15 protein-coding genes are annotated in these 16,670 nt (G+C 70.6%); 9 read left to right on the top strand and 6 right to left on the bottom strand.

Annotation, left to right across the window (positions count from 1 at the left end; translation table 11 throughout):
- The first annotated feature begins 13 nt into the window (after positions 1-13).
- Complete coding sequence (locus LWF15_RS20600) at positions 14-1,024, top strand: TerC family protein (protein ID WP_232812504.1); 1,011 nt, start codon at positions 14-16, stop codon at positions 1,022-1,024.
- 57 nt (positions 1,025-1,081) lie between these two features.
- On the opposite strand, the gene LWF15_RS20605 is transcribed toward LWF15_RS20600, so the two are convergent.
- The gene (locus LWF15_RS20605) at positions 1,082-1,681 is read right to left on the bottom strand and encodes an HD domain-containing protein (protein ID WP_232812505.1); all 600 of its coding nucleotides are present in this window, start codon (positions 1,679-1,681) and stop codon (positions 1,082-1,084) included.
- A 184-nt stretch (positions 1,682-1,865) separates the two neighbouring features.
- Here LWF15_RS20605 and chvE point away from each other — a divergent pair, with 184 nt between their 5' ends.
- Complete coding sequence (chvE, locus tag LWF15_RS20610) at positions 1,866-2,930, top strand: multiple monosaccharide ABC transporter substrate-binding protein (RefSeq protein WP_232812506.1); 1,065 nt, start codon at positions 1,866-1,868, stop codon at positions 2,928-2,930.
- A 6-nt stretch (positions 2,931-2,936) separates the two neighbouring features.
- Positions 2,937-4,550: a methyl-accepting chemotaxis protein gene (locus LWF15_RS37690; RefSeq protein WP_232812507.1), complete on the top strand. Its 1,614-nt coding sequence runs from the start codon at positions 2,937-2,939 to the stop codon at positions 4,548-4,550.
- Between the two features lie 21 nt (positions 4,551-4,571).
- Here LWF15_RS37690 and LWF15_RS20620 read toward each other — a convergent pair whose 3' ends face one another.
- From LWF15_RS20620 to LWF15_RS20635, 4 genes are all read right to left on the bottom strand, one after another.
- Positions 4,572-6,089 (bottom strand): LCP family protein, encoded by a 1,518-nt coding sequence (locus LWF15_RS20620; RefSeq protein WP_232812508.1) that lies wholly within the window; start codon positions 6,087-6,089, stop codon positions 4,572-4,574.
- Between the two features lie 124 nt (positions 6,090-6,213).
- Complete coding sequence (locus LWF15_RS20625) at positions 6,214-8,544, bottom strand: transglycosylase domain-containing protein (RefSeq protein WP_232812509.1); 2,331 nt, start codon at positions 8,542-8,544, stop codon at positions 6,214-6,216.
- A gap of 200 nt (positions 8,545-8,744) precedes the next feature.
- Positions 8,745-9,662, bottom strand: a complete 918-nt coding sequence (locus LWF15_RS20630; protein WP_232812510.1) for a DUF1648 domain-containing protein — start codon at positions 9,660-9,662, stop codon at positions 8,745-8,747.
- Positions 9,659-10,012 (bottom strand): GntR family transcriptional regulator, encoded by a 354-nt coding sequence (locus tag LWF15_RS20635; RefSeq protein WP_232812511.1) that lies wholly within the window; start codon positions 10,010-10,012, stop codon positions 9,659-9,661. The genes LWF15_RS20630 and LWF15_RS20635 overlap by 4 nt, the downstream gene beginning before the upstream one ends.
- Before the next feature lie 126 nt (positions 10,013-10,138).
- On the opposite strand from LWF15_RS20635, the gene LWF15_RS20640 reads away from it, so the two are divergent.
- The 5 genes from LWF15_RS20640 (at position 10,139) to LWF15_RS20660 (ending at position 14,355) form a co-directional block, all read left to right on the top strand.
- Entirely contained in the window at positions 10,139-11,101 is a 963-nt protein-coding gene (locus LWF15_RS20640) for an ABC transporter ATP-binding protein (RefSeq protein WP_232812512.1), read from the top strand.
- Positions 11,098-11,913: an ABC transporter permease gene (locus tag LWF15_RS20645; protein WP_232812513.1), complete on the top strand. Its 816-nt coding sequence runs from the start codon at positions 11,098-11,100 to the stop codon at positions 11,911-11,913. Before LWF15_RS20640 ends, LWF15_RS20645 begins: the two co-directional genes overlap by 4 nt.
- 21 nt (positions 11,914-11,934) lie before the next feature.
- Positions 11,935-13,173, top strand: a complete 1,239-nt coding sequence (locus tag LWF15_RS37695; RefSeq protein ID WP_232812514.1) for a sensor histidine kinase — start codon at positions 11,935-11,937, stop codon at positions 13,171-13,173.
- A gap of 10 nt (positions 13,174-13,183) precedes the next feature.
- Positions 13,184-13,798: a response regulator transcription factor gene (locus LWF15_RS20655; RefSeq protein WP_232812515.1), complete on the top strand. Its 615-nt coding sequence runs from the start codon at positions 13,184-13,186 to the stop codon at positions 13,796-13,798.
- Positions 13,799-13,926: 128 nt separating this feature from the next.
- A complete protein-coding gene (locus LWF15_RS20660; protein WP_232812518.1) occupies positions 13,927-14,355 on the top strand; it encodes a response regulator in 429 nt (142 codons plus the stop codon).
- Between the two features lie 150 nt (positions 14,356-14,505).
- On the opposite strand, the gene LWF15_RS20665 is transcribed toward LWF15_RS20660, so the two are convergent.
- A complete protein-coding gene (locus LWF15_RS20665; protein ID WP_231443382.1) occupies positions 14,506-14,712 on the bottom strand; it encodes a cold-shock protein in 207 nt (68 codons plus the stop codon).
- Between the two features lie 304 nt (positions 14,713-15,016).
- Here LWF15_RS20665 and LWF15_RS37700 point away from each other — a divergent pair.
- Positions 15,017-16,670, top strand: a 1,654-nt coding sequence (locus LWF15_RS37700) for a sensor histidine kinase (protein WP_232812516.1), incomplete at its 3' end; no start/stop codon positions are given.

Genomic DNA, 16,670 nt, shown 5'->3' on the forward strand with positions numbered 1-16,670 from the left:
AGGGTGTGCGTTTTTGGACGTCTCCATCTGGGCCTGGGTAGCGGTCATGGGCGCGGTCGGCGCCATGCTCGCCGTGGACCTGTTCCTGCACCGCGACAACCACGTGATCGGCTTCCGCGAGGCCGCCACCTGGTCGGCGATCTGGGTGGCCGCCGGCCTGGCCTTCGGTGCGGTGCTCTGGGTCTGGCAGGGCGGCGACGTGGCCGGTGAGTACTACGCCGGCTACCTGATCGAGAAGGCCCTCTCGATCGACAACGTGTTCGTCTTCGCCCTGATCTTCACGCATTTCGCGGTGCCCGACGCGTTCCAGCACAAGGTGCTGTTCTGGGGTGTGCTCAGCGCCCTGGTGCTGCGCTTCGCCTTCATCTTCGTCGGCGCCGAGCTGCTGGAGACCTTCTTCTGGACCGCCTACGTGTTCGGCGCGTTCCTGATCTACACCGGCTACAAGATGGCCTTCAACCACGGTGACCAGACCCCGCCCGACCGGAACCCGGTGGTCCGCCTGGTGCGCCGGGTGATCCCGACCGACCCGAACTACCACGGTGCCGCGTTCTTCACCCGGGTCGACGGAAAGCGCGTGGCCACGCTGCTGTTCGTGGTGCTGGTGGCGGTCGAGGCCACCGACATCATCTTCGCGGTCGACTCGGTGGCCGCCATCCTGGCCATCACCACCAGCACCTTCATCGTCTGGACGGCCAACGCCTTCGCCATCCTGGGCCTGCGCAGCCTGTACTTCTGCCTGGCCGGGCTGCTGCGCCGGTTCGTGCACCTGCACTACGGCCTGGCCGTGCTGCTGGCCTTCGCCGGGGTGAAGCTGATCCTGTCCGAGACCCCGGTGGGCAAGCTGCCGATCCCGCTCACCCTCGGCGTGATCGTCGTGGTGATCACGGTCTCCATCGTCTGGAGCCTGCGCAGCACCCGCGACAACCCCGAAATTGAAGACGCTGGTGAGCCTTCCGACGAGGACGGCACCGATGCAGTGGTCGGGTCGGGTGATTCGGACTCGGCGGTCTCGCACCGCTAGTCCCGAGAAACTGCAAGCAGGGCGGCATCTGAGACAGATGCCGCCCTGCTCGGCGGTTCAGGCCTCGTGCGGGTGCCGGCTCAGCTTGTCGGCCAGGCCGCCCTGCACCAGCCGGTGCGCGGCGGTCTGCGGCTTGCGCGCGGCCTGGTCGGTGACACAGGCGGTGAACTCCGGGCCGAGGGTCAGACGGGGATGCGCGGCCAGCACTTCCTGGACGAACTCGGCCGGCAGCACGTCGGGGCGGGCGCCGGAGATGTCCAGCCCGGTAGCGATCTCGAGAAGGTACCCCTCCTCGTCCATCGTCGGATCGACCGAGGGCCAGTTGTGCCGGATGATCACGTCGAGCGCGCGCTGCCGCCGTTCGGCCGGCCAGCCCGCCCCGGCCGTGAGGGCGACCGCGGCGTGCCCGCCGGCCTCCTCGTACGACAGCGAGACGTTGTCGAACTGCGGGGTGATGCCCAGATCGTGCAGCACGGCGCTGACGTAGAGCAGTTCGTGGTCGAAGCCGGTGCGGCCCTCGACCTGGGCGAAGGCCTCGGCCCACAGCCACGAGCGCACGCCGTGGTTCAGCAGGGCGGGGGAGTAGTACGCGGAGGCCAGTTCGAGGGCGGCCTGGGACGCGGGGGTGGCCGGGGGAGTGAAGTCACGCAGATGCACGGGGACATCCTGCCTGAACGCCCCGGCGGCGCGGAGCTCAAGTCCGGCCGGGATCCGCCCGTTAATTCCTTCAAGACGGGACCGGTCCGGCCGAAGGGTTCAGTCGATCCGCGGTGTGAACCGGCCCGCGGCTGGTTGAGGGGGATCCACGTTGCGACGTAGAGCACTGGCCTGGGCTGCCACGATGGTTGCCGGCAGCCTGCTGCTGGCGGGGTGTGGCGGTGACGGCGACGAGGCGGAGCCGGGCGTGTCGGTGTCGGGCGGGAAGATCGGCCTGGCCATGCCGACCACCTCGTCCTCGCGCTGGGTGAACGACGCCGAGAACATGGCCAAGCAGTTCGAGCTGCTCGGCTACGAGCCCCTGGTGGAGTTCGCCGAGGACAACGTGCCCGCCCAGGTGGAACAGATCCAGGCGATGATCGACCAGGGGGCCGAGGCGCTGGTGGTGGCCGCGGTCGACGGGACCGCGCTGGCCGACGTGCTGAGTCAGGCCGCGAGCAAGGACATCCCGGTGATCTCCTACGACCGGCTGATCCGCGACACCCCGAACATCGACTACTACGCCAGTTTCGACAACTTCCGGGTCGGCGTCCTGCAGGGCGGTCATCTGGTCGACGAGCTGGGCCTGCGCTCGGCCTCCGGGCCCTTCACGATCGAGCTGTTCGCCGGCGACGCCAAGGACAACAACGCCGGGTTCTTCTTCGACGGGGCGATGAGCGTGCTGCGCCCCTACCTGAAGCAGGGCAAGCTCGAGATCCGCAGCGGGCAGAACAAGTTCGCCCAGATCACCACGGCCGGCTGGAACGGTGAGGTGGCGCAGAAGCGGATGGCCAACCTGCTGTCCGCGAACTACGGTTCCGAGAACCTGGACGCCGTGCTGTCCCCCTACGACGGCATCTCCCGCGGCATCCTCACCGCTCTGCAGGCCGACGGCTACGGCAAGGGCGGCAAGCCGCTGCCGGCCATCACCGGACAGGACGCCGAGCTGGACTCGGTGAAGCTGATCGTGGCCGGCACCCAGAGCGAGACCGTGTACAAGGACAGCCGGGAACTGGCCAAGGTGGCCGTGCAGATGACCGACTCCCTGCTGGCCGGGGCCACCCCCGAGGTCAACGACACCAAGCAGTACAACAACGGGGTCAAGGACGTGCCCTCGTTCCTGCTGCAGCCGGTGAACGTGGACCGGTCGAACTACGAGACCGTGCTCGTCGACGGTGGGGTCTACACCGCGCAAGAGATCGGGAGCTGAGCCACCGTGACAAGCTCGTCCGGGCCCGTGCGCCCCGTCCGGCGCGGCCTGATCGCCCGCTTCCTCGACCTGCCCACCTGGACCAAGCTGACCGCCCTGGTCGCGGCCAGCGTGCTGGCCCTGCTGACCTGCCTGGCGCTGAGCGCGGTGACCAACCGGTCCAGCACCGCCACCAGCCGGGAGCTGCGTGACCTGAACGACGCCGACGCGATCGTGCTGCAGCTGAACACCGTTGCCGGCGAACTGAAGTCGCAGGCATTGAGCGCGATCCTGAGCTCCTCGCCCGAGCGCCAGCAGCAGAACCTGAAGGACCAGGCGGCGGTCGCCGCCGACCTGATCAACCGGCTCGACGCGCTGTCCCTGCCCGAGGGCAGCCAGGCCCAGATCGACCGGATCAAGACCGTTTTCACCGAGTACCAGGAAGTGGTGGACCGGTTCGCGGCCGGGGTGATCGCCGACCCGACCACCGCCCGGCTCGGCTGGGAACAGGTCGGGGTGGACAACTACCTGGTCAGCGCGGTGACCAAGAACGGCCGGGCGTACTTCGCCGAGCAGGTCGACCGGGCCGACGCGGCCCAGCGCGACACCCAGCGCCAGGACTTCCTGATCATGGTGGCCGCCGTGCTGGTGGCCTCGCTGATCCTGGTCCTGATCGCCCGGTTCGTGGTCACGTCGGTCACCCGGCCGCTGATCCAGGTGCGCCGCTCGGTCGACGCGATGGCCGAGGGTGTGCTGACCGTGCCGGCCGACGTGCACTCGCGCGACGAGATCGGCCGGATGGCCGAGGCTCTGGACCGGGCCCGTGACCAGGTGCGCTCGATGGTCACCTCGGTCTCGGCCTCGGCCACCACCCTGGCCGAGGCGGCCGGGCAGATGGCGGCCACGTCCTCGACCATGGCCGCCTCGGCCCAGACCTCCAGCGGTCAGGCCGGTGAGGCCTCGGTGGTCGCGGCCGGCGTCTCCGACAACGTGGCGACGATCGCCAAGGGCTCGGAGGAGATGGACACGGCGATCCGGGAGATCGCCCGCAACGCCGGTGAGGCGGCCAGCGTCGCGGTGCAGGCGGTCGACGTCGCCGAGCACACCACGGTGCAGGTGGCCCGGCTGGGGGAGTCCTCGGCCGAGATCGCCTCGGTGGTCGAGATGATCACCTCGATCGCCGAGCAGACCAACCTGCTGGCGCTGAACGCCACGATCGAGGCGGCCCGGGCGGGCGAGAGCGGCAAGGGGTTCGCCGTGGTCGCCAACGAGGTGAAGGACCTGTCCCGGGCCACCGCCCAGGCCACCGGGGAGATCACCAAGTGGGTCACCTCGATCCAGGGCGACACCAAGGACGTGGTCGGGGCGATCGAGGAGATCAGCTCGGTGATCAACCGGATCCGCGACTACCAGACCGTGATCGCCGGTGCGGTGGAGGAGCAGTCGGCCACCGCGGCCGAGATCAGCCGCGGCGTCACGGCCCTGTCCGGAGGTGCCCAGGACATGGCCGTCAACGTCTCCACCATCGCCGACGCCTCCCGGGTCACCACCGAGGGGCTGTCGGAGTCGGAGGCAGCGGTGGCCCGGCTCAGCCGCATGGCGGCCGAGCTGCAGGCGCGGGTGAACCAGTTCCGGGTCTGATCCGGTCTGATCCTGGTCTGATCAGCAGACCTGGGACACGTCCTGGGCGCCGGCCGGGTCCGGCTCGTCCTTCTTCTTGTCCTTCTTGCGCTTCGGCTTCCCCTCCGGGGTCACCGTGGCGGACGGAGTGGGCGTGGAAGTGGCGGTCGCTGTGGCTGTGGCCGGGGGGTTCACCGAGTTCTGGATGGCCTTGCGCACCTGACGCCGGATCAGGTCGTAGTCCGGGTTGCTGCGGCTGGCGATCACGTCGTCGGTGAAGGCCAGGCTGGTCACCTTGGCCTTCTGCACCCGGGTGGCCAGCTCGACCCAGGCCTGCAGCTGCGAGCGCGGGATGCCGGTGGACATGTTGTCCTTCAGTGCGCTCGCGATCGCCGGGAAGTTGCTGGCCAGCGTCACCGGATCGGCCTGCTCGGTGACCGCCGCGATCACACAGCGCTGGCGGCGCATCCGGTCGTAGTCGCTGGTGCTCCAGCGGCTCCGGGCGAACCAGAGCGAGTGCCAGCCGTCCATCTTCTGGTTCATCCCGGCCTCGATGTAACCGATGGTCTCCCAGGGGTGTTCGGAGTCACCGCCGATCGGCAGGCGCTCGTGCACATCGAGGGTGAGGCCGCCGACCGCGTCGATGAACTCCTCGAAACCCTTGAGGTTGAGCATCGCGTAGGTGTCGATCTCCAGGCCGAGGATGCCGGTGACCGCGTCCTCGGTGGCCTTCAGACCGGGGTTCTTGCTGCCGGCGTAACCCTCGGCGTCGAGCGCCCAGGTCCAGACCGCGTTGAGCAGACAGGCGTCGTTCGCGCAGTAGAAACCGTCCGGCCAGGCCGCGGCCCCGGGGGTGCCCTTCTTGAACGGCACCCGCTCGAGGTTGCGGGGCAGGCTGAACAGCACGGTGTTACCGGTCGAGGGCTGGATGCTGGCCACGATCAGGGTGTCCGGGCGCACGCCCTCGCGGTTACGGCCGGCGTCGGAGCCGATCAGCAGCACGTTGATCCGCTTGGTGCCGGCCCACGGGTCGACCGCCTCGGTGTCGGGCCGGGCGTCCGCCGCGTCCTTGTCGCTGCTCTCGTCCTCGTCGAACACGGTCTTCACCAGATCGCGCTGCACCAGCGAGTAGTCGGTGGCGAGGTAGGCGGGCACGCCGACGCCCACCACCAGCACCGCCACCACGACCCAGCTGACCGCCTTCTGGCCCCGGCCGAGGCCGGACCGCCGGAGCAGCTGGGCGTTGGTGAGCAGGATGAGCAGGGCCCAGAGGACGCCGGTCACGACGACCGCGATCGCGAACAGGAGCAGTCGTTGCGGGTCGAGCGCGAACGACAGCCCACGGCGCAGGACATCGCCGGTCAGCAGCCAGACCAGCAGAGCGGCCAGGACCACGACCGTGACACTGAGGACGGCGGCACCGGCCCGCCGCCGGCCCGCCGCCACCAGGCCGAGGCCGGGGATCAGCGAGCCGATCACCGTCCAGGACACGACCCAGGGCAGCCCGTGCTCCTCGGCGCTGGCCGGTGCGGAGTTCGCACCATCGGGCGACGTGCTCACCCTCGACTCCTGTCGTGTGATCCATCCATGGCTACCCGCTGTGCGCTTGGCATTGCGCAAAGTGCTTACCGGGCAGGAAGTTCAGCTAACTGGTCAGGATAGATCGTTTACCTGAGTGAGCGCGTCAGCGGTCCTGGTCCTCCTGGCCGCCCTCGTCGCCGCCACCGTCTCCGCCGTCGTCCTGGGAGTCGTCGCCGCCGTCGTCCTGACCGTCGCCCGAGTCGTCGTCGGAGTCGTCGCCCCCGTCGGAGTCGTCGTCGTCCTTGTCGTCCTTCTCGGGCGGGGGCGGGGGGCTGCCGACCAGGCTGCTGTCCACCTCGCCGAACTGCTTGACCGGTTCGCCCTCAAGCGACTTGCTGGTGATGTCCTTCCAGATCTTCCCGGCGAAGGTGGCTCCGTAGACGGCGCCGTAGTAAGTGCCGTTGATCGTGACGCCCTGCATGTTGTCGCGCTCACCGTTCACCGTCTCCGGCCCCACCCAGACGGCGGTGGCCATCTGCGGGGTGTACCCGGCGAACCAGGTGTCCTGCGAGCTGTTGGTGGTACCGGTCTTGCCGGAGGCGGGCTGGCCGCTGCTCAGCGAGCCCACGCTGACCGCGGTGCCGGAGGTGAACACCTTGCTCATGCCCAGGGTGGCGGCGTTGGCGACCTTCTCGGAGACGGTGCGCTTGCACTTGCCGTCCGGCACCTTCAGCTTCTTGCCGTTGCGGTCCTTGATCGAGGTGACCACCACCGGGTTGCAGCGGATCCCGCCGGAGGCGAACGTGGCGTAGGCGGTGGCCATCGTCATCGGTGACTGGCTGGCCGTGCCCAGCGCCACCGAGGGCTCGCACTGCGGCACCTTGGTGGTCATCTTCGGCTTCTTGGCGTCGTAGTTGCCGGCGATGCACGGGTCGACCACCGACTGGGCCCGGTGCATGCCCAGGTTCGAGGCCATCTTCTGGATGTCGCACAGGTCGAGCTGCTGGGTCATCCGGATGTAGGCGCCGTTGATCGAGTCCTTGGTGGCGTCCCAGGCACTCATCATGCCCTGGCCCTGGCCCTCGGCCGAGTTCTGGAACGTGTAGCTGTCGTAGCTGCCCACGCTCTGCCCGCACGACTTGAACGAGTTGATCGGCAGGGTGCCCGGGGAGCCGTCGAGCTGGCTGTACAGCGAGCGGCCGGCGTCCAGCCAGGCGGCCAGCACCACCGGCTTGAAGGTCGAGCCGGTCTGGAAGCCCGAAGAACCGCCGTACTGGTAGTCGGTGGAGTAGTTGACCGTGGTGTTCTGCTTGGCGGCCTTGGGGTTGTAGAACTTGTTCTGGATGATCGAGAGCACCTTGCCGGTGCCCGGCTCGACCGAGACCGTGGCGGTGGCGATGCGGCTCGGGTCCTTCGGCGGGATCCGGTCCTTCACCGAGTTCCAGGCGGCCTTGAGCACCTTCGGCTGCAGCGTGGTGGTGATGGTGTAACCGCCGCGCAGGATGGCATTCTCGCGCGCCTCCTGGGTTTCACCGAGCGCCTTGAAGTCGTCGCTCTCGGTGATCACGTTGTAGACGTAGTCGCAGAAGTACGCCCGGGTCTTGGCGTTGGCGCAGCCGGCCCGGGTCGCGGTGATCTTCGGCTTCAGCGGGGCCTTGACCGCCTTGTCGTGGGCGGCCTGGTCGATCTTGCCCAGCTCGAGCATCTTGTTCAGCACCCGGTTGCGGCGGGCGGTTGCCCGCTCGTGGCTGGTCGGGTCGCCCAGCTTGTACGCGTTCGGGTTGTGGATCATCCCGGCCAGCATCGCGGCCTGCGGCAGGGTGAGCTTCTTGGCGCTGGTGCCGAAGTAGTACTTGGCTGCCGCCTCTATGCCGTTGGTCTGGCCGCCGAACCAGGCGATGTTCAGGTACCGCTCCAGGATCTCCGGCTTGGTCAGCCGCTTCTCCAACGCGGTGGCCAGCCGGATCTCGCGCAGCTTGCGGTCGGAGGTGGTGTCCGTGGCCTCGAGCATGCCGGCCTCGTCACCCTTCACGTAGGCCTGCAGCTTGAGGGTGTTCTTGACCAGCTGCTGGGTGAGCGTGGAGGCACCCTGCGACTCGCTCTTCAGCACCGTCACCGCCACCGCGCGCAGCAGGCCCTCGGTGTCCACCCCGCTGTGCTCGAAGAACCGCTCGTCCTCGATCGAGACCACCGCGTCCTGCAGGAACGGCGAGACCTTCTCGAGCTTGACCGGGCTGCGGTTCTCGTCGAAGAACGTGGCGATCGGTGAGCCGTCGGCCGCCAGCACCTTGGTGGTGGCCGAGACCGGCGTGTCCTCCAGCTCGCTGGGCAGGTCGAGGAACGCGTTGACGGCGGTGTTGGAGGCCACCCCGGTGGCGCCGACCGCCGGGGCGACGAGCCCGGCGGCGATGACCCCGCCCACCAGGCTCACCGCCGTGAAGGCCCCGAGGAGGCCGGGGATCGACTTGCCGCCGGTCTTAGCAGTTGCGTTCAAAACTCTTCCAGCACCCTTGGTCTGCCGTCGGCCCGCGCGCAGCGGAACGTCGGCGTTCAGCGGAAAGGAGGATGGACCGCCCCGCGCGCGTGCGGCGGTCAGCGGTACCTACGCGAGGGTATCGCCCCGGCGGAGGTGGACGCCCTCGTTCTGGAGGATGAATCGCCCCGGTTCACGAAGTCATCCCCCAGGATGAGGACTCAGCCCTTCGACCGGGTGCCGAGGGCGGCGAGCAACCCGGCCGGCACCTCCGGCCGGTCGAGGGTGACCGCGAACTGGCGGCCTCCGTCGAGGTGCAGGACCAGGCCCGGGCCGCGGCGCAGCACCAGGGCCGAACGGCCCGGCAGGATGCGGTATCCCCAGCCACCCCAGGCGCCGGGCTCGATGGTGGCCGTCTGCGCGGCCTCGATGCGGGCCAGCGGAATGCGTTTCAGCGGAAGGCCGATCAGCGCGGCCACCAGACGAAGGCCGCGCCGGTCGACGGTGACCCGGATGCGGGCGAAACACAGGGTGACGGCCAGTGGCACGAGCAGGACCACCCACAGCCCGGGACTCACCGTCAGCGCCAGGGCCAGCACCACGGCCCCGGTGAGCGCGGCGGCGCCGGTCAGGAGTGGTGACGAGAGCGTGGTGGCGAAGGCGGCGCGCTCGTCCGGCCCCAGAGGCAGCGGTTCGGCCGACTCGGGGGCGGAGCCGGTGGCCGGGCTCGGGCCTGCGACCTGACGCACCACCAGGCCCCAGGCCAGGCCGACCACGAAGAGGACCAGCCACCAGCTCAGCCGGGGGTCGGCGGGGTCGGCCAGATTCATCTGGGCGGTGGCGACGAAGGCCCCGGCCGTGCCGCCGGCCGTGGCGCCCGCCGCGGTCACCGCGAAACGGAAGCCGGGGGTGCTGCGCAGCCGGGCTGCGGCTACCAGCGCGATCCCGCCGCAGAGGGCCCCGACCAGGAGCGTCACCGCGAAAAGGGCCTGGAACGAGGAGAACCGGTCGGCCCCGCCGCCCGGCCCCCAGTGTGTCGCGATCGGGTCGGGCAGCCGGTCCGACCAGGCGACCCGCCCCACCACCGGGACCACCAGGGGCAGCCAGACCAGGATGACTGCTGCGCTCACTCGTCTCATGCCTGTGCCTCCTTGAGAATCGCCAGCACCTCTTCGTCGCGCAGCCCCTGTCGCCGGGCCTCGCGGGTGAACTGCCGGGCCAGTTCGACCAGACGCAACCGCCCCGCGTCGGCATCGCCCCGCACCACTGCCCCGCGCCCGCGGCGCAGGTCGACCAGCTGCTCGTCGCGCAGCTGGCCGTAGGCCCGTAACACGGTGTGCAGGTTGACCTCGAGCACCGCGGCCAGTTCGCGCGCCGAGGGCAGCCGTTCGCCCGGGGCCAGTTCGCCCCGCAGCAGCCCACCCCGCACCTGCGCCGCGATCTGCTCGGCCAGGGGCTCGGAGGAGGCCAGGTCGACTCGGAACAACATGTTCGCATTCTACTATAACAATGGGCGATCACGAGAGGGCGGCCGAGCCGGTGATGACATCTGTCATCGGTTCCTGGTGAGCTACGGCAGCGGCCCGGCCGCTGCTCCGGGGACAGGCTGGAAGACATGAACAGCGAAGTCTCAGACGAGTTCGCGGTCCGCGTCCGGGGGCTGCGCCGCACCTACGGAACCGGTGCCTCCGCCTTCGAAGCCGTCCGGGGCGTCGACCTCGACGTCCGGGCTGGCTCCGTCACCGCGCTGCTGGGCACCAACGGCGCCGGTAAGACCTCCACCCTCGAGGTGATCGAGGGGCTGGCCGCACCGACCGCGGGCACCGTCCGGGTGCTCGGCCTGGACCCGGTCGCCGATCGCGCCGCGGTGCGCCGCCGCACCGGAGTCCTGTTGCAGCGCAGCGGTTTCTCCGGCGACCTGACGGTGCGCGAGACGCTGCGGCTGTGGGCCGGCACGCTCTCGGCGCCGCGGCCGGTGGAGGAAATGATCGACCGGCTCGACCTGGGCCGCCGGGCCGACACCAAGGTGCTGTCGCTGTCCGGGGGTGAGGCCCGCCGCCTCGACCTGGCCTGCACCCTGATGGGCGACCCGGAGCTGGTGGTGCTCGACGAGCCGACCACCGGCCTGGACCCGGAGAGCCGCCGCGAGGTCTGGGCCCTGATCGACGGGCTGCGCGAGGCCGGCTCCACGGTGCTGGTGACCACGCACTACCTGGACGAGGCGGAGACCCTGGCCGACCGGCTGGAGATCATGCACGCGGGCCGGATCGTGCGCTCCGGCACCCCCACCCAGATCGCCGAAGGACACCCGTCGGTCATCAGTTTCGCCCGGCTGGCCCAGGTCCCGAGTGACCTCGGCGCGGTCACCGACCTGCGCGAGGAGCACGGGCGGACCGTCCTGCACACCACCGACCTGCAGACCTCCCTGGCCCACCTGCTGGCCTGGGCCGGGGGCCGGGGAGTGCGCCTGGAAGGCCTGGACGCCCGCAGCCCGAGCCTGGAGTCGGTGTTCCTGGCCATCGCCGACGGCCGTGACCCGGCCGTGCACACCCCCGAACTGGAAGGAAGCGTCCGATGAGCGCCACCACCGCCACCAAGGTCCCGGCCCGGGGCGGGTTCTCGGTGACCCGTACCCTGCACCTGGCCCGCTGGAACGCCGTGCTGCTGGTCCGCAACCGGCTGGCCCTGACCTACGCCCTGGTCATGCCGCTGGCCCCGCTGCTGACCCTGCTGGCCGGGGAGCGCGGACTGACCAGCCTGGGCGCCACCGCGGTCGCCGGGGTGCTGCTGCTGGCGGGCCTTTTCCCGGTCTTCTACAACGTGCTGTCGCAGTTCGTCAGCCGCCGCGACGAGCTGGTGCTCAAGCGGATGCGCACCGGTGAGACCCGTGACGCGGAACTGCTCACCGCGATCGCCCTGCCCGGGGTGGCCTGTGCGCTGCTGACCACCGCGGTGGCCGTGCCGGTGGCGGTCGTCGCGGGTCAGGACGCCCCGGTCAACGTGCTGCTGTTCGCCCTCGGGGCGCTGCTGTCGGTGGTGATGTTCGCGGCCTTCGCCTACTGGACCGCGGCCTGGACCCGCAGCGCCGAGGCGGCCCAGCTGACCAGCCTGCCGGTGATCGTCCTGGCCTCGGTCGGCCCGTTCGTAGGGGGTCTGCCCAGCCTGTCCGACCCGTTGCGGGAGGCCATCTCGCTGACTCCCGGGGCGGCGGTCAACGAACTGGTCCGGGTCGGCTGGTTCGGCCTCGACTCCTTCGACGCCACCACCACGACCCTGACCTTCGCCGAGACCTGGAGCCTGGCCGGGCAGCCGCTGGTGGTGCTGGTGGTCTGGACCGGCCTGGCCCTGCAGCTCGCCCAGCGGTCGATGCGCTGGGAACCGCGCACCTAGTGCGCGTCCTAGGCTGATCCGGTGAAGTTCCGGAGACCACGCCGCTGGTCAGAACTCAGCCGCGTGGAGCGCGTCGACCTGTACACCCGGCAGTCGCTCTACCTGGTGCTCTGGGGCATGTGCGGAAGCCTGCTGCTGTCGTCCGCGCCGGCGCCGGGGGCCGGGCAAGGCACCGCCGTGATCATCGGCGCGGTGGTGGTGACCATGCTCGGCACCGCGGTGATGCGGGCGGTGATCGACAACTATCCGAACATCCAGCCGTTCCCGGTCCGCCCCACCGCCGCCCTGCTCGTGGTCAGCCTGCTCTACCTGGGCCTGGTCGGTCTCCCGGCCTCGGGCGAGGCCCAGGGGGTGGTGGTCGTGGTGGTCACCGCGAACTTCGCGGCCAGCCTGGGCGGGATCCCCGACCGCTGGGCCTCGGCGGCGGTGATCCTGGGCTGCGCCCTGGTGGTCGGGGTGGCCGGGACGCAGTGGTTCAGCGCGGTGGCCGGGCTGATCATCGGCCTGGTCAGCGTGATCAGCGTGCGGATGTCGCTGTGGCTGTACGGGGTGGTCGCCGAGCTCGACGCGTTGCGCCACACCCAGTCCCGGCTGGCCGTGGCCGAGGAGCGGCTGCGGTTCTCCCGCGACGTGCACGACGTGCTCGGCCGGCACCTGTCCACCATCGCGGTGCAGGCCGAACTCGCCGCCACCCTGGCCCGCCGGGGCGACGAACGAGCCGCCGACCAGATGATGGAGGTGCGCCAGGTCGCCCACGACGCCCTGACCGAGGCCCGTGCGCTGGCCCGCGGCTACCGCCCGACCAGCCTCGGCCAGGAGCTGGAGGGCGCCCGGGCGCTGCTGCGCTCGGCCGGGATCGAGGTCGCGCTCGAGATCGGGGTGGTGCCCCGGGCCTGGCACGAGGCGGCCGGCTGGGTGGTCCGCGAGAGCGTCACCAACGTGCTGCGGCACTCCTCGGCCGGCTCCGTGCGGATCTCGTTCCAGGACAACGACCTGCGGATCGAGAACGACGGCCTGGGCGAGCCGGCGGCCGAGGCCGGTCTGGCGTCCGGCTCGGGACTGCAGGGCCTGCGCGAGCGTCTGACCCCGCTGGGCGCCGGCCTGGAGGCCGGCCGGGAGAATGACCGCTGGGTGGTGGTGGCGCACCTGCCCGGCACCGGCCCGCTCAGCGCCGCCGGACCCGCCGGCACCAGGAACAGCCCCGACCAGCAACCGGTTCTGAACCCAGCACCGGACCCGACCAGACCCGTCGCCGGCTAGGAGAACCCTCGTGAGCGCCCCCGTCCGCATCCTGCTCGCCGACGACGAGAACCTGATCCGTACCGCCCTGGCCCAGATGCTCAGCCTGGAGGACGACCTCGACGTGGTCGCCGAGGCGGCGACCGGCGACGAGGCGATCGCCATGGCGGTGAAGCACGAGGTCGACGTGGCCGTCCTCGACCTGCAGATGCCCGGCCCGGACGGGATCGCGGTGGCCGAGCAGCTGCGCACCCGGCTGCCCGGGTGCGCCACCGTGATCGTCACCAGCCACGGACGGCCGGGGCACCTCAAGCGTGCCCTGGCCGCCGGCGTCCGTGGTTTCCTCCCGAAGACCACCTCGGCCGCAACCCTGGCGAGCGTGGTGCGCACCGTGCACACCGGGGGCCGCCACGTAGACCCGCAGCTCGCGGCCGAGGCGATCGCCGCGGGCGACAGCCCGCTCACCCCACGCGAGTCCGACGTCCTGGAACTGGCCGCCACCGGCGCCCCGATCGACGAGATCGCCGCGCGCGCCTCCCTCTCGCCGGGCACCGTGCGCAACTACCTCTCGAACGCGATGACCAAGCTCAACGCGGCCAACCGGCACGACGCCTGCGCGATCGCCCGGCGCATGGGCTGGATCTGATCGTCCGGTCGCCCGAGAAGCCCGGGGATGTCACGATGACGGCCTAGGTTCTGTCCTGGGCCGGTCCCGCCCGTCGCGCGGGCATGATGCCCGAGCCGGCCACTACGGCAACGATTCTTGAGGTGCGCATGCAGTCGCGGGTGCCGGTGGTGCTCCTGGTGGAGGACGACCCGGGGGACGTCCTGATGATCACGGAGGCTTTCGAGCGGGTGGAGCGGCCGCCGGTGCTGCACCGGGTGGGTGACGGGCAGGAGGCCCTGGAGTTCCTGCGACGGCCCGGGGCACCGCAGCCCGACCTGATCCTGCTCGACCTGAACATGCCCCGGCTCGACGGCCGCCGCACCCTGGCCGCGCTGAAGGACGACCCGGTGCTGCGGGCGGTGCCGGTGGTCGTGTTCACCACCTCCGACGCCGAGGCCGATGTGCTGAGCAGCTACCAGCAGCACGCCAACGCCTACGTCACCAAGCCGATCGACCTGGCCAGCTTCGAGGACGTGGTGGAGCGGATCGAGCGCTTCTACACCGCCACCAGCGCCCTGCTGCCGGTCCAGCGCTGACCACCCGGCTTCTCCGCCGTACCCCGCACCCGAGGTGCGATGACGGGCTCGGGCCGCCACGGACGTCCTCTGGCTCAATGCCCTTCAGAAGGGGCGCAAAATACGGATGGTGGGCAACTCGCAGTGCGAGATGCCCACCATCACGTGCGACTACTGAGCGAGACGCACAGCCTCGGCCTGCGGGCCCTTCTGGCCCTGGCCCAGCTCGAACTCCACTCGCTGACCCTCGTCCAGCGCGCGGTAGCCGTCCATCTGGATCGCCGACCAGTGGACGAAGACGTCAGCGCCGCCCCCGTCGATGCTGATGAAGCCGAAACCCTTTTCGGCGTTGAACCACTTGACCGTACCCTGTGCCATGTTTGTCCTAAGTTCAGGAGGCCCACGCAGGTCTGTTACCTGGTGTAGCCGACCCCCAGCTTAGGACAGAATGGCGTGCGGATGCACTCGGCAGCAAATCGAGCCTGCTGAATCGCCCACTTGCCGGAGACAAAATCTCAGCTCATCCCCATGATCAGCGGCCTGGACGGGGGATTTGCCCGGCCCGAAACGGGTTCAAGTGCTCCCATCGGGCGGCCTCGCGGGGGCCGATCCGCAGGGTCGGGCCCGGGGACGGGGGCTTTCCCTCTTGTCCCGATTCGCCCCGGCGATCAGGGTGGCGATGGTGAGCTCGACGTCTCTGGTCGTGACGTCGCCCCCGTCGTCCGGGCCGGCCTCCGATACCCGGCAGTGGTCCCGCACCATCGCCGTCACCCTGGGGCTGTCCGCGGTCGGGGCCGTCGTGATGGGCCCGCTGTGGCGGGAGTACCCGGTGGTTGCCGTCGGCAGCCTGCTCTTCGGGGCCATGCTCACCTGTGCCGGGGTGATCCTCTGGGAGGAGCCCGGCCACCGGGTCACCGGCGGGCTGCTGATCGGTGCGGCCCAGCTGTGGGCCCTGGGCTGGAGCGAGGAGTGGGCCTTCGGGCCGATGCCGCTGATCTCGGGCATCTCCAGCTTCGTGGCGCTGTCCCTGGCGGTCTGGGCGATGTTCCGCTACCCCGACCCGGCCCTGCTCGACCGGGCCGAGCGGGCCTTCGTGACGGTGCTGGGCGTGGTCCTGGTCGGCGGCATCCTGGCCCAGGACGTCACCATGCGCCCGGAGTGGAAGCACTACGACCCGGACTCCTGGTGGATCACGGTCTACGCCGACCGGTCGCTGAACGAAGCGGTGGTCCAGGTGGTCAGCGCCGGTCAGCTGATCCTGGCGGGCCTGTTCACCGTGCTGTGGATGGTCCGGATCCGCCGGATGCGAGGGCTGGACCGGCAGGTCCTGACCCCGATGGCGATCGCCGCCCCGGCCACCACGCTGGCCGCCGTGACGGTGCCGATCGTGCAGCTGCTCGGGGTGCACGGCGATGCGAAGGACTACACCTTCGCCCTCCAGGCCGCCCTGTTCGCCCTGGTCCCGATGGCCTTCCTGGCCAGTGTGGTGCGCCGGCGGCTGGCCGACCACGCAGTGCTCACCCTGGTGCGGCAGGTGCAGCAGCACCCCACCCCCGAGGCGGTGCAGACGTCTCTGCGCACCGCCCTGCTCGACGAGTCGCTGAGGGTGCGTTACTGGGCCCCCGAGCTCAACACCTACGTCGACGTGACCGGCAGGCCCGACGATCCCGAGCATCCCGGGCCGGACGAGAAACGCCTGCTCCTGCCGGTCACCTCGGCCTCCGGCACCCCGCTCGCGGTGATCGACACCGACCCGGCCCTGCGCCGCCACCCCAACGTGGTCACCAACGCCCTGGCCGCCAGCGGCCTGGCCCTGGAGAACGCCCAGTTGCAGGCCGTGGTGCTGGCCCGGCTGAGCCAGGTCCGGGCGATCCGGATGCAGGCCGTGCAGGCCGCCGCGGCCGAACGCCGCCGGGTCGAGCGCAACCTGCACGACGGCGCCCAGCAGCGGCTCCTCGCGCTGAAGCTCTTCCTGGCCGCGTCCGACTCCGAGCAGCTGTCCGACGAGGCCCGCAAGCGCCTGCGGGCGATCAGCAAGGAGATCTCCCGGGCCCTCGACGAACTGCGCGACCTGGCCCGGGGGATCCACCCGGCGGTACTGAGCCAGGCCGGGCTGGGGGCCGCGGTGGAGGCCCTCGCCCAGCGTCAGCCGGTGCCGGTCGACGTGCGCCTGCCCCTGGGCCGCTACCCGGCGGCCACCGAGGAGACGGCCTACTCGCTGATCAGTGCGGTGCTGGAGGTGGCGGGCGAGGAGCCGGCGGGGCGGGTGCGGGGGGGGATCCGGGGGCACGGGGCCGGCGGCCTCCCTGCGGTCGTGATTGGGGACGACGCGCACC

The sequence above is a fragment of the Kineosporia rhizophila genome, assembly GCF_021277265.1.
In the GTDB taxonomy this organism is placed as follows: Bacteria; Actinomycetota; Actinomycetes; order Actinomycetales; family Kineosporiaceae; genus Kineosporia; species Kineosporia rhizophila.

Coding starts and splice junctions, on each gene's coding strand:
- chvE (WP_232812506.1), top strand. CDS start 1,866: ATGGTTGCCGGCAGCCTGCTGCTGGCGGGGTGTGGCGGTGACGGCGAC.
- LWF15_RS20630 (WP_232812510.1), bottom strand. CDS start 9,662: ATGAGACGAGTGAGCGCAGCAGTCATCCTGGTCTGGCTGCCCCTGGTG.
- LWF15_RS20635 (WP_232812511.1), bottom strand. CDS start 10,012: ATGTTGTTCCGAGTCGACCTGGCCTCCTCCGAGCCCCTGGCCGAGCAG.
- LWF15_RS20640 (WP_232812512.1), top strand. CDS start 10,139: ATGAACAGCGAAGTCTCAGACGAGTTCGCGGTCCGCGTCCGGGGGCTG.
- LWF15_RS20645 (WP_232812513.1), top strand. CDS start 11,098: ATGAGCGCCACCACCGCCACCAAGGTCCCGGCCCGGGGCGGGTTCTCG.
- LWF15_RS20660 (WP_232812518.1), top strand. CDS start 13,927: ATGCAGTCGCGGGTGCCGGTGGTGCTCCTGGTGGAGGACGACCCGGGG.
- LWF15_RS20665 (WP_231443382.1), bottom strand. CDS start 14,712: ATGGCACAGGGTACGGTCAAGTGGTTCAACGCCGAAAAGGGTTTCGGC.